The sequence below is a fragment of the Actinoplanes ianthinogenes genome (assembly GCF_018324205.1).
Classification (GTDB): domain Bacteria; phylum Actinomycetota; class Actinomycetes; order Mycobacteriales; family Micromonosporaceae; genus Actinoplanes; species Actinoplanes ianthinogenes.
Map to the genome: position 1 here is coordinate 8,058,864 of NZ_AP023356.1, position 13,502 is coordinate 8,072,365.

At 70.1% G+C, this 13,502-nt stretch carries 12 protein-coding genes; 9 read left to right on the forward strand and 3 right to left on the reverse strand.

The features are described 5' to 3' along the window. The first annotated feature begins 33 nt into the window (after positions 1–33). Positions 34–1,266, forward strand: a complete 1,233-nt coding sequence (locus Aiant_RS36280; protein WP_212846614.1) for an MFS transporter — start codon at positions 34–36, stop codon at positions 1,264–1,266. Positions 1,267–2,252: 986 nt separating this feature from the next. Here Aiant_RS36280 and Aiant_RS36285 read toward each other — a convergent pair. Continuing rightward, positions 2,253–3,050: a hypothetical protein gene (locus Aiant_RS36285; protein ID WP_189331734.1), complete on the reverse strand. Its 798-nt coding sequence runs from the start codon at positions 3,048–3,050 to the stop codon at positions 2,253–2,255. Then, positions 3,047–3,217, reverse strand: coding sequence for a hypothetical protein (locus Aiant_RS36290; RefSeq protein WP_189331733.1), 171 nt, complete (start codon positions 3,215–3,217; stop codon positions 3,047–3,049). The genes Aiant_RS36285 and Aiant_RS36290 overlap by 4 nt, the downstream gene beginning before the upstream one ends. Before the next feature lie 424 nt (positions 3,218–3,641). Between Aiant_RS36290 and Aiant_RS36295 the strand changes: the two genes are divergently transcribed. The 8 genes from Aiant_RS36295 (at position 3,642) to Aiant_RS36330 (ending at position 11,449) form a co-directional block, all read left to right on the forward strand. Beyond that, a complete protein-coding gene (locus Aiant_RS36295; RefSeq protein WP_189331732.1) occupies positions 3,642–5,324 on the forward strand; it encodes an ABC transporter substrate-binding protein in 1,683 nt (560 codons plus the stop codon). Between the two features lie 13 nt (positions 5,325–5,337). After that, positions 5,338–6,327, forward strand: coding sequence for an ABC transporter permease (locus tag Aiant_RS36300; protein ID WP_189331731.1), 990 nt, complete (start codon positions 5,338–5,340; stop codon positions 6,325–6,327). A gap of 12 nt (positions 6,328–6,339) precedes the next feature. Continuing rightward, the gene (locus Aiant_RS36305; protein ID WP_189331730.1) at positions 6,340–7,290 is read left to right on the forward strand and encodes an ABC transporter permease; all 951 of its coding nucleotides are present in this window, start codon (positions 6,340–6,342) and stop codon (positions 7,288–7,290) included. Further along, positions 7,287–8,162: an ABC transporter ATP-binding protein gene (locus tag Aiant_RS36310; protein WP_189331729.1), complete on the forward strand. Its 876-nt coding sequence runs from the start codon at positions 7,287–7,289 to the stop codon at positions 8,160–8,162. Before Aiant_RS36305 ends, Aiant_RS36310 begins: the two co-directional genes overlap by 4 nt. Then, positions 8,159–8,971, forward strand: coding sequence for an ABC transporter ATP-binding protein (locus Aiant_RS36315; protein WP_189331728.1), 813 nt, complete (start codon positions 8,159–8,161; stop codon positions 8,969–8,971). The genes Aiant_RS36310 and Aiant_RS36315 overlap by 4 nt, the downstream gene beginning before the upstream one ends. Before the next feature lie 65 nt (positions 8,972–9,036). Next, positions 9,037–9,261 carry a hypothetical protein gene (locus Aiant_RS36320; protein ID WP_189331727.1) on the forward strand — a complete coding sequence of 75 codons (225 nt, stop codon included), beginning with the start codon at positions 9,037–9,039 and terminating at the stop codon, positions 9,259–9,261. Between the two features lie 20 nt (positions 9,262–9,281). Beyond that, positions 9,282–10,547 (forward strand): alpha/beta fold hydrolase, encoded by a 1,266-nt coding sequence (locus Aiant_RS36325; RefSeq protein ID WP_189331726.1) that lies wholly within the window; start codon positions 9,282–9,284, stop codon positions 10,545–10,547. Between the two features lie 710 nt (positions 10,548–11,257). Continuing rightward, a complete protein-coding gene (locus Aiant_RS36330; RefSeq protein WP_189331725.1) occupies positions 11,258–11,449 on the forward strand; it encodes a hypothetical protein in 192 nt (63 codons plus the stop codon). A gap of 1,243 nt (positions 11,450–12,692) precedes the next feature. Here Aiant_RS36330 and Aiant_RS36335 read toward each other — a convergent pair. Continuing rightward, on the reverse strand, positions 12,693–13,430 hold the full coding sequence (locus Aiant_RS36335; RefSeq protein WP_189331724.1) for a hypothetical protein: 738 nt from the start codon (positions 13,428–13,430) through the stop codon (positions 12,693–12,695). Between the last annotated feature and the right edge of the window lie 72 nt (positions 13,431–13,502).

Here is a 13,502-nt window from a genome sequence, read left to right on the forward strand (position 1 = left end):
GGCCGGGCGAAGCACGGACAGTTGAGGTGGACCATGAGCACAACCGTGGACCGGGCGGCAGGCGTCGCCGGCGAGACGGCACCGCGGACCGCGCGGCGGGGACTGATGCTGGCGCTGGCGACGATCGGGTTCGCCGTGAACTTCTGGGCGTGGGCGTTGATCAGCCCGCTCGCCGCGAAGTTCCAGGCGGCGCTCGGACTGAGCTCGTTCCAGCAGGCGCTGCTGGTGGCGGTGCCGGTCGTAGTCGGTTCGCTGGGCCGGATCCCGGTCGGGGCGCTCACCGACCGGTTCGGCGGCCGGATCATGTTCCCGCTGGTCTCGCTCGCCACCGTGGTGCCGGTGCTCTTTCTCGGCCTCGCCGGCCACAACTCGCTCGCGGCGCTGCTGGTCGGCGGGTTCTTCCTGGGCATCGGCGGGACCGCGTTCGCGGTCGGCGTCCCGTTCGTGAACGCCTGGTTCCCGCCGGAGCGCCGCGGTCTCGCGGTCGGCATCTTCGGCGCCGGCATGGGCGGCACCGCGATCAGCGCGCTCACCACGGTCCGGCTCGTCACCGCGGGCACCACCGCCACCCCGTTCATCCTGACCGCGATCGTGCTGGTCGCCTACGCCGCGGTCGCCTGGCTGCTGCTGCGTGACGCACCGGGCCGGGTCGTCCCGTCGGCCCCGCTGGCTCAGCGGCTCGGTGCGGCGCTGCGGCTGCGGGTCACCTGGCAGGCCTCGGCGCTGTACGCGGTCGCCTTCGGCGGTTACGTCGCCTTCTCGGTCTACCTCCCGGCGTACCTGAAGACCGCCTACACCCTCACCCCGGCCGACGCGGCGAACCGGATGGCCGGGTTCGTGCTGCTCGCCGTCGTGATGCGGCCGGTCGGCGGCTGGCTGGCCGACCGGTTCGCCGCCAGCCGGGTGCTCGCCGTGGCGCTGGGCATCGTGGTCCTCGGCGCGGTCGCCCAGGCGTTCACCCCGGGTCTCGTTCCGGCCGGCACGGTCGCCTTCCTGGCCATGGCAGCCGCGCTCGGCGCCGGTAGTGGTGCGACGTTCGCCCTGGTCGCCCAACTCGCCCCGGCCAGCCAGGTCGGCTCGGTGACCGGGGTGGTCGGCGCGGCCGGCGGTCTCGGCGGTTTCGTCCCGCCGCTGGTGATGGGCGCGATCTACGGGCACTTCCAGTCGTACGCGCTCGGCCTCGCCCTCCTCGGCCTGGTCGCCCTGGCAGCCCTGTTCCTGGACCTGTTTTCGGTAGGCCGCCGCCCAGCCCCCGCCCAGCCCTGACACCCCTTTTCCTCACCCGTTCCGAATCCGCGGCCCGCCGCCCTGTCACCGGCAGCCCGCACCTCTCGTCGTCCACCAGCCGAGCGTGGCAGTACTCCCGGCTGGCCCTCACGGCCCTATCCCGTCCCGAGTTAGGGCCATGAACGCCAGCCCGACAGTTCCAGGCTGGCCCTGACGGTCGGGTACGCGCAGCGCGGCAGTTTCGGGCTGGCCCTGGTGGCCCTATCCGGGCCCGAGATAGGGCCATGACCGCCAGCCCGACAGACCCGGCTGGGGCTAGTGGCCCTATCCGGGTCTGGGATAGGGCGCTGAGCGCCAGCTCGACAGTTCCCGGCTTGGGGTTGGTGGTCGGGTTCGGGACCATAACGCGCGGCGCAGCTGTTTCGGGCTGGTCCTGGTGGCCCTATCCGGGCCCGGGATGGGGCGGTGAGCGCCAGCTCGACAGTTCCCGGCTGGGGTTGGTGGTCGGGTTCGGGACCGTGACGCGCGGCGCGGCTGTTTCGGGCTGGTCCTGGTGGCCCTATCCGGGCCCGGGATGGGGCGGTGAGCGCCAGCTCGACAGTTCCCGGCTGGGGTTGGTGGTCGGGTTCGGGACCGTGACGCGCGGCGCGGCTGTTTCGGGCTGGTCCTGGTGGCCCTATCCGGGCCCGGGATAGGGCGGTGAGCGCCAGCTCGACAGTTCCCGGCTGGGGTTGGTGGTCGGGTTCGGGACCGTGACGCGCGGCGCGGCTGTTTCGGGCTGGTCCTGGTGGCCCTATCCGGGCCCGGGATAGGGCGGTGAGCGCCAGCTCGACAGTTCCCGGCTGGGGTTGGTGGTCGGGTTCGGGACCGTGACGCGCGGCGCGGCTGTTTCGGGCTGGTCCTGGTGGCCCTATCCGGGCCCGAGATAGGGCCATGACCGCCAGCCCGACGGGCTCGGCTGGGGCTGGTGGACCTATCCGGGGCTGGGATAGGGCGGTGGGCGCCAGCCTGGGTTGGGGGGGGGGTTAGTGGTGGTGCCAGGTGCGCTGGTGGACTCGGTCGGCGGCGATCTGGAAAGAGAGTTCGAAGCGGTGGGCCGGGTTGGCGTGGTACCAGCGGAGCGTCTGGAGGACGAGGCTCGGTTCGGCGGCCAGCCACGGGACCTGGATCGCCACGTCATCCGGGGCGCGGAACAGCGAGCGGCGGACCCGGGCGTCCGGTGACGGGGTCGCTGGGAGCGCGATCACCGGGACGCGGGCCTGCTCGCCCGGCAGGATCTCGCGGACGGCCTGCCACGGGACGAACTGCTGGGTCCAGACGCCGTGGTGGTAGACCCCGTCCGGCGTGAGCGCCAGCCGCCCGGGGGCGTGGCGCAGCAGGACATAGAGTGGCGCGGCGGTGAGGAGCGCTCCCACGGCCAGCGCCGGGCTGCGGAGCGCCAGGGTCGCCTGAGTAACGGTGAGCAGGGTCAGGAAGCTCGCGTACCAGTAGTAGAGCCGCCGGGAGTACCCGAACGTCAGCCCCGGCGTCCCGTCGTCGATCCGGCTGATCCACACCCGGTCGCCGGTGTTGTGCGGGCGGACCCAGAGGTTGAGCAGCAGGCCGCACAGGTGCCCGAGGATGAGCACGGCGGCACCGCAGGCCAGCGCCGCCCCGGCGTCGCCGACCACGGCCGACCACACCCCGGCCGCGAGCAGCAGCGCGGCCAGGAAACCGCTGCCGACGGTCGCCTGCACCAGGCGCGGCGAGGGCCGGCGATCCCGCCACGGTGACGGATCCGCGGTGATCGGGGTGGTGCGCGGCAGGTCGAAGTAGAGGGTCATCGTGGCCGCCGGATGCGGCGGGCCAGCGGCGTGGCCGGTTCGCCGCCGGTGAAGGAGGGCCGGGGCAGGGGCGGCCCGGCGACCCGGCGGGCCGTCTCGTTGGCCCGCCGGAGGCAGTCGGTGATCGTGCGCAGGATGTCCAGATCGATGCGTGGGCGGTCGCTCATCAGGTTGTTCCTCTTCCGGTCCCCCGAGGTTCGATGCCCGGTGGTACGAACATCGAGGACGATCAGTTCAAGCGGAGACCGGTCGTCCCTCCCGGACTTGTGCGAGGGCCGCGTCTCCGGGCAACTCGGGCGAGGACCGGCGCGCCGATGGAAGCGCTCCCGGCGTACGAAATCTAAATGAGCTTAACAAAGTGGTCAAGACCGGGGTGGCCCGGCCGGATAGTTCCGGCGTCCGCAGTCAGTGGTGCCGTCAAATGACGCACCGAGCGACGACCTGACATCTCCTCTTGACATTGCAAACTTAAGCCACTTAATAATGTCCCCGTCAAAGGTGAGTCCCGCGCTGGGCTGGGCATGCGCGGGTGACCCCGGGCCGGTAACCCGCCGCCGGCGACGGCGGCGTTGAAGATCGAGGTATCTACATATGTTCAAGCTGAAGGTCGCGGTGGCTGCGGCTGCCGCGTTGACCCTGGCCGTCGCCGGTTGCTCCGGTGGCAAAAGCGACGGCGGCACCACCAGAGGCAACGCCGGGAACAGCTCGATAACCATCTTCAACGGGGCGACGGGCACCATCGTCGAGAACTGGAACCCGTTCAGCCCGACCCTGCTCCAGCCCACGCAGGGGCTGATCTACGAGACCCTCTACTGGTTCAACTTCGCCAAGGAGTCCGAGCCCACGCCGATGCTGGGCACCGCCTTCTCCTGGGACAAGGACGGCAAGGTGCTGACCATCACCACCCGCGACGGGGTGAAGTGGTCGGACGGGCAGCCGTTCACCGCCAAGGACGTGGCGTTCACGTTCGACCTGATCAAGCGCACGCCGGCGATCAACGCGAGCGGCCTGAAGCTCGTCTCCTCGGTGGCCAAGGACGACAAGACCGCGGTGCTGACCTTCGAGGTGCCGTCGTTCACCGCGGAGGCGGCGGTCATCGCCAACACCCCGATCGTCGCCGAGCACGTCTGGAGCAAGATCGACGACCCGGCGAAGTCGATCAACCCGAGCCCGGTCGGCACCGGGCCGTACAAGCTGAAGACCTTCTCCGCGCAGAGCTATGTGATGGAGAAGAACCCGAACTACTGGCAGCAGGGCAAGCCGCAGATCCAGAACGTCCGCTACGTCGCGCTGGCCACCGCCGACGCCGCGACCGCCGCGCTGACCGCCGGCCAGGTCGACTGGATGAGCGCCTTCCTGCCCGGCCTGGAGCAGCTGCTCAAGAACCAGAAGAACCTGACCTACGTGAACACGCCGGCGATGACCACGTCGGTCTTCACCTGCGCCGGCGCCGAGCTGGGCTGCAAGGGTCCGCAGACCGACCCCGCCGTGCGCCAGGCGATCTACTACGCGCTCAACCGGGACCAGCTGAACAAGCTGGCCGGCGGCGGCTTCGCGGAGACCGCGTCACCGACCCTGCTGCTGCCTGAGCGGGACAAGAAGTGGATCGCCGACCCGGCGAGCGCCACCACCCCGGGCGCCCCGGACGTCGCCAAGGCCAACCAGATCCTGGACGCGGCCGGATGGGTCAAGGGCAGTGACGGCATCCGGGCCAAGGGCGGCGAGAAGCTGTCGATGACCATCCAGACGGTGACCGGCTGGAGCGACTACATCTCGCTGAACGACGCCATGAAGCAGGAGCTCAAGGAGGCCGGCATCGAGATCAAGCCGACCCAGCTGTCCTGGAACGAGTGGAACAACAACCAGGTGCAGGGCAAGTTCCAGCTGTCGCTCGACTCGATCGGGCTGGGCGCGTCGACCAACCCGTACTTCACCTACCTGAAGTACACCACCGTCACCACGGCCAAGGTCGGCGAGGCGGCGCAGAACAGCGGCAACTACGCGCGGTACAAGAACCCCAAGGTGGACGCCGCGGTGGCCGCCGCGACCGCGACCAACGACGAGGCCGCGCAGAAGGCCCAGTACGCCATCGTCCAGCAGGAGATCGTCCGGGACCTGCCGTACATCCCGATCTACGTCAACTCGATGCTGACCGAGTTCAGCACGGCCAACGCGGTCGGCTGGCCCTCCAACGAGAACAAGTACGCCCTGCCCGCGTCCTGGAAGAGCTGGGACAACGGCGTTGTGCTGAGCAACCTGCAGCCCGCGAAGTAAGGACTGTCCGACCGTGCGCTACCTGCTTCGCAAGTTGGGGTTCTACCTGGTCGCCCTCTGGGCGGCGCTGACGGTGAACTTCTTCGTCCCGCGCCTGATGCCCGGCGACCCGGTTGACATCCTGCTCTCGAAGCTGGGTCAGCGCGGGCCGGTCACCCCGGAGATGCGCGCCTCCACCGAGGCCCTGCTGGGTACCAGCAGCGGCGAGCCGCTGTGGAGCCAGTACCTGGAGTATCTGCGGAACCTGGCACACGGGGATCTGGGCGTCTCGGTGACGTTCTTCCCCGCTCCGGTCACCTCGATCATCGAGCAGACCCTGCCATGGACGATCGGCCTCATCGGTCTGGCCACGGTGATCTCGTTTCTGGCCGGCGTCGGTCTCGGCACCGTCGCCGGCTGGAAACGAGGCTCCTGGCTCGACAACCTCATCCCGGTCACCACGATGTTCCAGTCCGTGCCGTACTTCTGGCTGGCGTTGATCCTGCTGTTCCTGTTCGGCAGCGTCTGGCCGCTCTTCCCGCTCAACGGCGGTTACGACGTCTACACCGTCGAGCCGGGCTGGAACCTCGACTTCCTCGGCTCGGTCCTCTATTACGGCGCGCTGCCGGCGCTCACCATCGTGCTGTCCAGCGTCGGCGGCTGGATGCTCGGCATGCGCAACATGATGGTCTCCACGCTCGCCGAGGACTACATGGTCACCGCGGAGGCGAAGGGCCTGCGCCCGGGCCGGATCATGCGACGGTACGCGGCTCGCAACGCGATCCTGCCGTCGGTCTCCGGCTTCGCCATCTCGCTCGGCTTCGTGGTGGCCGGCTCGATCGTCACCGAGACGGTCTTCTCCTACCCCGGCATCGGCTCCGCGCTGCTGCAAGCGGTCGGCGGCAACGATTACGCCCTCATGCAGGGCATCTTCCTGGTCATCACGCTGTCCGTGCTCGGCGCGAACCTGCTGGTGGACCTCCTGTACTCGGTCATCGACCCGCGCACCCGCGCCCGGGCCTGAGGGAGGCCAGCCATGACCATGACCACCGAGTTGGCCGAGACAAGCATCAATGCAAAAGCGCTTGGCGTACGCAAGATCCGCCTCAACAACCACAAACTGCTGGCCGGACTGATCATCGGCGGCGCCATAGTGCTCTTCGGCGTGCTGGGCCCGCTGTTCTGCCAGGACCCGTCGCTGGTGAACGACATCGGGCTCACCCCGCCGAGCGCGGAACACTGGCTCGGCACCACGCAGACCGGCCAGGACGTCCTGGCCCAGCTCGCCCACGGCACCCGCGGCTCGCTCACCGTCGGCCTCGTCGTCGGCGTGCTCACCCTGCTGCTCTCCGCGTTCTTCGGCGTCGTCGGCACCTACGCCGGCGGCTGGATCGACGAGGCGTTCTCCCTGTTCACCAACGTCGCGCTGGTGATACCCGGCCTGCCGCTGGTGATCGTGATCTCCAGTTACGTCCCGGACAAGAGCATCTGGCTGGTCTCCATCGTTCTGGCGATCACCAGTTGGGCAGGCTCCGCCCGGGTGCTCCGCGGTTACACACTCAGCCTGCGCAACCGCGACTACGTGCTCGCCTCCCAGGTCGCCGGGGAGAAGCGCTGGCGGATCCTGACCGTGGAGATCCTGCCCAACCTGATCCCGCTGCTCGCCTCCCAGGTGGTGTTCGCGGTCATCTTCGCGATCCTCGGCGAGGCCGGCCTGTCCTATCTCGGTCTCGGCGCGAGCGGCTCGTTCACCTGGGGCACCATGCTCTACTACGCGCAGAACGGCCTGGCCCTGCGCCTCGGCGCCTGGTGGTGGTTCGTGCCGCCGGGCCTGATGCTGGCCCTGTTCGGCGCCGCGCTCTCACTGATCAACTTCTCGATCGACGAGATCATCAATCCGAAGCTGCGCAACCAGACCCGGTCCGCCCGCAAGAACTGGCGGATGTCGCGCGAGCAGCTGCACAAGGCGAAGGAGGCCACGCTGTGACGGTCCTGAGCATCGAGAACTTCAGCGTGGACTACCTGGTGGACCCGGTGGTGCACGCGGTCAGGAACGTCTCGCTGGAGTTGAAGCGGGGCGAGGTGCTGGGCCTGGCCGGGGAGAGCGGCTGCGGCAAGAGCACGCTGGCGTACGGAATAATCCGTCTCCTGAAGCCGCCGGCGATGATCACTTCCGGCCGGGCGGTCTTTCATTCCCGCGAGGGTTACGAGATCGACTGGAACGAGCTGCACGCCGAGGACCTGCGGGCCAACCGCTGGGAGAAGATCTCGATGATCTTCCAGGGTGCGATGAACTCGCTCAACCCGGTGATCAGCATCCAGGACCAGTTCGAGGACGTCTTCACCACGCACCGGCCGGAGATGGGCCGCAGGGAGCGCCGGGAGCGCTGCGGTGAGCTGCTCGAACGCGTCGGCGTGGACCGCAAGCGGCTCACCTCCTACCCGCACGAGCTCTCCGGCGGCATGCGCCAGCGGGTGATCATCGCGATGGCGATGGCCCTGGAGCCGCAGGTCATGATCATGGACGAGCCGACCACGGCGCTCGACGTGGTGGTGCAGCGGGAGATCCTCCGGGAGATCACCCGGCTGCGCGACGAGCTCGGCTTCGCGGTCATCTTCATCACCCACGACCTGCCGCTGCTGCTGGAGATCAGCGACCGGATCGCGGTGATGCGGGGTGGCGAGATCGTCGAGCTGGGCGACGCCGCCGAGCTGTACACCAACCCGCGGCACGAGTACACCAAGCAACTGCTGGCGTCCTTCCCCAGCCTGACCGGCGACCGCGGCTCGTTCGTCCGCGGCGCGATGGACGACCACCTGCTGGCGCTGGACGCGGTCCGCGTGGAGGAGGCGTCGTGACCAGGCTGGAGGTGCGCGGGCTGGGCAAGGACTACCGGCTGCGGGACGGCTGGCACAGCAGCACCCTGCGCGCGGTGGACGACGTCAGCTTCACCCTCGACCACGGGAAGACGGTCGCGCTGGTCGGGCAGAGCGGCAGCGGCAAGTCGACGGTGGCCAAGCTGCTGCTCCAGCTGGAACGGCCGACGCGGGGCGAGATCCTGCTCGACGGGGTGCCGGTGGCGCGGCGCGGATCCGGGTTGGCGGCGTATCGGCGTACCGTGCAGATGGTCTTTCAAGATCCGTTTGCCAGCCTGAATCCCTATCACACGATCGGGCATCATCTGGCCCGGCCGATCCGGCTGCATCACCCGGGGATGAGCGAGGCGGACGTACGGAAAAGGGTCCTCGCACTGCTGGAGCGGGTCCGCCTGACGCCGGCGGACACCGTGGCGAGAAGGCGGCCGCACGAGCTCTCCGGCGGGCAGCGGCAGCGCGTCGCGATCGCCCGGGCGCTCGCGCCGGAACCGGGCGTGCTGATCGCCGACGAGCCGGTGTCGATGCTGGACGTCTCGATCCGGCTCGGCGTGCTCAACCTGCTCGCCACCCTGCAACGCGAGGAGGACCTGGGCGTCCTCTACATCACCCACGACCTGGCCACCGCCCGGCACTTCTCCGACGAGATCCTGGTGATGTACAAGGGCGCCATCGTCGAGCGCGGGCCGGCCGACGACGTCATCCTCAACCCGCAGCACGAGTACACGAAGACGCTCGCCGAGGCCGCCCCGAATCCGGAACGCCGCATCGGCCAGCTCCGTTCGAGTGGTTGAGCTGCTTCTATTTGTGGCGCGACGCTACCGTGGTCAGCAACGTTCCGGCAGGTAGGAGACTTGCGGTGGGCTTCTTCAAGCGGATGGTGCTGTCCATGGTGGCGTCGAAACTGGAGCGCCGGGCACACCACACCAGCAACCCGATGGTGCACGGCATGCTCCGTGAGGTGAACCACAAACTCGGCCGCCACGGCGGTTACCCGCACCACGCATATCCGCAGTACCACGCCGGACCCGCCTATCACGGGCACTACCGGCACCACGGACATTACCGTCGCCGGCACTGGTGATCGATGGATACGGTGGGCGGGTGATCGCACATCCGGGACTGCGTTTCATCGACCACACCGTGACCGTGCCGCTCGATCACCGGCGGCCGGACGGACCGACCATCGAGGTGTTCGCCCGGGAGGTGGTCGCCGACGACCGGGCCACCGACGACCTGCCCTGGCTGCTGTTCCTCCAGGGTGGGCCGGGCGGCAAGGGGCCACGGCCGCTGCGGGCCGAGGGCTGGATCGGGCACGCGGTGCGCACGCATCGGGTGCTGCTCCTCGACCAGCGCGGCACCGGCCGCAGCACCCCGGTGACCGCGCGGACTGTGCGCGGCATGCCCGACGCGGAGCTCGCGGCGTACCTGAAACATTTCCGCGCCGACAGCATCGTCGCCGACGCCGAGATCCTGCGGGCGAAACTGACCGGCGGGGCGCCGTGGGACACACTCGGCCAGAGCTACGGCGGCTTCATCACGCTGCACTACCTGTGCGTCGCCCCGCAGGCGCTGCGCACCTGCTACGTCACCGGCGGGCTGCCCGGCCTGGACCTGCTCGCCGACGACGTCTACGCGATCACGTACCCGCTGGTCGCGGCCCGCAACGCGGAGTTCTACCAGGCCTTCCCCGACGACGCGGCGCTGGTCCGCCGGATCGCCGACCACCTGACCGAGCACGACGTGCGGCTGCCCGACGGCGACCGGCTCACCGTCAACCGGCTGCGGCTGCTCGGCACCATGTTCGGCGGCAGCACCGGTTACGCCCAGCTGCACTGGATGCTCGACGAGGCGTGGCACGGCGACGAACTGTCCGACACGTTCCGGCACGAGGTGCTGCGGGTGACCGGCTTCGTCGACGTGCCGCTCTTCGCGCTCCAGGAGTACACCTACGGCCGGGGCGCGCCGGCCACCTCCTGGGCCGCCGACCGGGCGATCAAGAACTATCCGGAGTTCGCCGCGGACGCCGACCCGCTGCTGTTCACCGGCGAGATGATGTACCCCTGGATGTTCCAGGAGATCGCCGCCCTGCGCCCGTTCGCCGGAGCCGCCGACATCCTGGCCGCCACCGACGACTGGCCGTCGCTCTACGACACGGCCCGGCTCGCGGCGAACCAGGTGCCGATCTTCGCCGCGGTCTACGCCGACGACATGTATGTGCCGGCCGAGCTGTCGTTGCGCGCCGCTCCGACGATCGGCAACCTGCACATCTGGGTCACGGCCGACTACGAGCACGACGGCCTGCGCGTCGCGGGTGAAACCATCCTCGACCATCTGATGGGGATGGCGGCCTCAGGTCGGGCCCGATGAGGCCGATAATCGACCCCATGACACCGCCGCCCGAGCCGAGCCAGCCGACGGCCGGTCCCCGCGTGCCGGCCCCCGGTGTCCCGCCTCCCACCCCGTCCGCTCCACCTGAGCTCCTCCCGCCGGCCCTGCCTCCCCCCGTGGCGTCCGTCGCACCTCCGGTCCCGCCGCCCAGTTCCTCCTCGGCTGTGCCGCCCGGTTCATCTTCGGCTGTGCCGCCCAGTTCGTCTTTGGCTGTGCCGGCCGGTTCATCTGCGGCTGTGCCGCCCAGTTCGTCTTTGGCTGTGCCGGCCGGTTCATCTGCGGCTGTGCCGCCCGAGGCCATGTCGCCTGTGCGGTCCGGTTCTTCTTCAGGCATGCGGCCCGTTTTGCCGTCGGCCGTAGCGTCTGGTTCGTTCGCATCTTTGCCGCCCAGTTCGCCCTCAGCTGTGCCAGGCCTTTCGATCTCGACTGTGCTGTCCGGTTCGTCTTCAGCCATGCGGCCCGTTTCGCCCTCGGCCGTGGCGTCCGTTTTATCGTCGACGATGCCGCCCGTTTTATCCTCGGCCGTGGCGCCCGGGCCGCCTTCAGCTGTGCCGCCCGGTTCGCCTTCGGTCCTGCCGCCCGTTTCGCCTCTGGCGACGGCGTCCGTTGCGCGTCCGGCTCAGCCTTCGGCGCCTGGCCGGCGGGTCAGGTCGCGGCGTGAGCCGGGCCTGTGGGCGCTGCTGGCCGCCGTGGCCGTCGCGGCGGCGGCAGGTGGCGCCTTCGCCGCGCTGGACAGCCGCCCGACCGCCCGGAATCCGCAGCCCCGGCACGGCCCGGCCGAGTTCATGATCCCGCGCGAGGGGCCGTCGGCGGGCTTCCCGATGCCGACGGCCCGCACCCGCCACCTGACAGCGATCCCGGTCGTCCACTCCGCCGACTAGACGCCCGCCCGCAGGCCGCCTTCGCCGCGCGACTGCTCGCCCGTTTCCGGCGGTCCGGGCCGTCTTCGCTGCCGCGATGTCGTCCGCCGCCGGTCGCCTGGCCGCGGCTCTGCCTGCCGGTTTCCGGCGGTCCGGGCCGTCCTCGTTGCCGCGATGTCGCCCGCTTTGCCCCGTCGCCCGGACCATCCCCGCTGCCGCGATGCCACCCGCCCGTTTCCGGATTCCTTTTCGGTACGACTCGGAGTCCCGTGCCGACCGGCCCGCGACGCTGCGGCCCGCTCCGGGCCACGACGCGTGTCGTGCGGGTCCGCTCGGCGCACGCGACGCCCTGGCCCACTCACGACCGCAGCGCGCCCCAAACCCCGGCTGGCTCCGTCGCCTGCCCGAGCTCGGGCACAGCCATGAGGTCCAGCCGGGGGCACTGGGGCTGACGCCCGTGGCTCTGATGGGCTCCAGATAGGACTGCCAGGCTCAGCCGGGTCTTGAAGCGCGCGGGCTGGCCCCAGTGGCCCTGTCCGCGCTTGTGATACGGCCCAGCCGGGGGTGGTCGGGCTGGCTTTCGTGGCCCTGTCCGGGTTCGGGTTAGGGCCGTGGGGTCCAGCCGGGGGTGGTCGGGCTGGCTTCCGTGGCCCTGTCCGGGTTCGGGTTAGGGCCGTGGGGTCCAGCCGGGGGTGGTCGGGCTGGTTTCCGTGGCCCTGTCCGGGTTCGGGTTAGGGCCGTGGGGTCCAGCCGGGGGTGGTCGGGCTGGTTTCCGTGGCCCTGTCCGGGTTCGGGTTAGGGCCGTGGGGTCCAGCCGGGGGTGGTCGGGCTGGTTTCCGTGGCCCTGTCCGGGTTCGGGTTAGGGCCGTGGGGTCCAGCCGGGGGTGGTCGGGCTGGTTTCCGTGGCCCTGTCCGGGTTCGGGATAGGGCCGTGAAGTCCAGCCGGGTCTTGAGGCGCGCGGGCTGGTTTCCGTGGCCCTATCTGGGTTCGGGATGGGGCCGTGGGGTCCAGCTGGGGTGGTCGGGCTGGCTTTCGTGGCCCTATCTGGGTTCGGGATAGGGCGGTCAGTGCCAGCTCGGTGGTTTGGGCTGGGCTGGGTGCTGTGGGGCGGGCTTGGCGGGGCTGGTTGGTCTGGCGGGGGCGGCTGGGGCGGGGTGTGAGGGGCTGTTGGCGGACGGCGGTGCGGGGTCGGGGGTGGACGGCGGGTGGGTGCTGGGGGCGTACCGGAAAGGGGGGAGCGGGTCTGGGGGTGGGCAGGGTCCGTCAGCAGGTGATTTTTGGGTTCAGGGTGGTCAGCTCGCCGTCGGGGTTTTGCAGGTAGAGCCAGACGTGCATGTCGTAGTGGACCGGCATCGGCGGTGCGCCGGGTGGGACGTGGTGGCCCTCCATCGGGCCGTCGAACGGGTGGCCGAACAGGTCTGGGCGGTCGTTGTCGGTGTGTACGTCGCCGTCGGCGTCCGCGTGGAAGTACTCCAAGCCGGTGAGCTGCGGGGCGCCGTGTTTGGTGGGGAGGTAGAGCAGGATCGGCGGCTTGGCCGGGTTGATCCGGGTGGCGGTGGTCAGTTTGGGGTTGGCGTAGTGCAGGCCCATCCCGGGGACGCAGTCCTCGGTGGGGAGGTAACCGGCTTTGATCGCCTGGCGGACGTCGCGGAAGTGGTGGGTGGCGGCCAGCAGCGTCTTCCGCTGGGCGTCGGTGAGGTGCTGCGGGCGGGGCCGGTGGCCGAGCGCGGTGCCGGTGGGCGGTTCGTGGTGGTGGCCGGTTGTGGTGCTGGTGGGGGGTTGGTGGTGGCTGGTCGCGGCTCCGGTAGGCGGTTCGTGGTGGCCGGTTGCGGTGCTGGTGGGGGGTTCGTGGTGGTTGGCCTCGGGGAGAGGCGCCGCCGCCGGGGTGGCGTGCCGCTGGGCTTGGCGGGGAGCGGCCGCCGCCGGGGTGGCGCCGGCGGAGAGTAGGCCCGCGATCGTGGCGGTCGTCGCGACACCCCGGACCAGCTGCGAAATCGTCATGTGTCCAGGGTCCAGCGAAGATCAACTTGGTGGAGGCGGGGGACGCCGCGCTCACTGAGTCGGGTGACCCGT

Coding starts and splice junctions, on each gene's coding strand:
- Aiant_RS36280 (WP_212846614.1), top strand. CDS start 34: ATGAGCACAACCGTGGACCGGGCGGCAGGCGTCGCCGGCGAGACGGCA.
- Aiant_RS36285 (WP_189331734.1), bottom strand. CDS start 3,050: ATGACCCTCTACTTCGACCTGCCGCGCACCACCCCGATCACCGCGGAT.
- Aiant_RS36290 (WP_189331733.1), bottom strand. CDS start 3,217: ATGAGCGACCGCCCACGCATCGATCTGGACATCCTGCGCACGATCACC.
- Aiant_RS36295 (WP_189331732.1), top strand. CDS start 3,642: ATGTTCAAGCTGAAGGTCGCGGTGGCTGCGGCTGCCGCGTTGACCCTG.
- Aiant_RS36305 (WP_189331730.1), top strand. CDS start 6,340: ATGACCATGACCACCGAGTTGGCCGAGACAAGCATCAATGCAAAAGCG.
- Aiant_RS36335 (WP_189331724.1), bottom strand. CDS start 13,430: ATGACGATTTCGCAGCTGGTCCGGGGTGTCGCGACGACCGCCACGATC.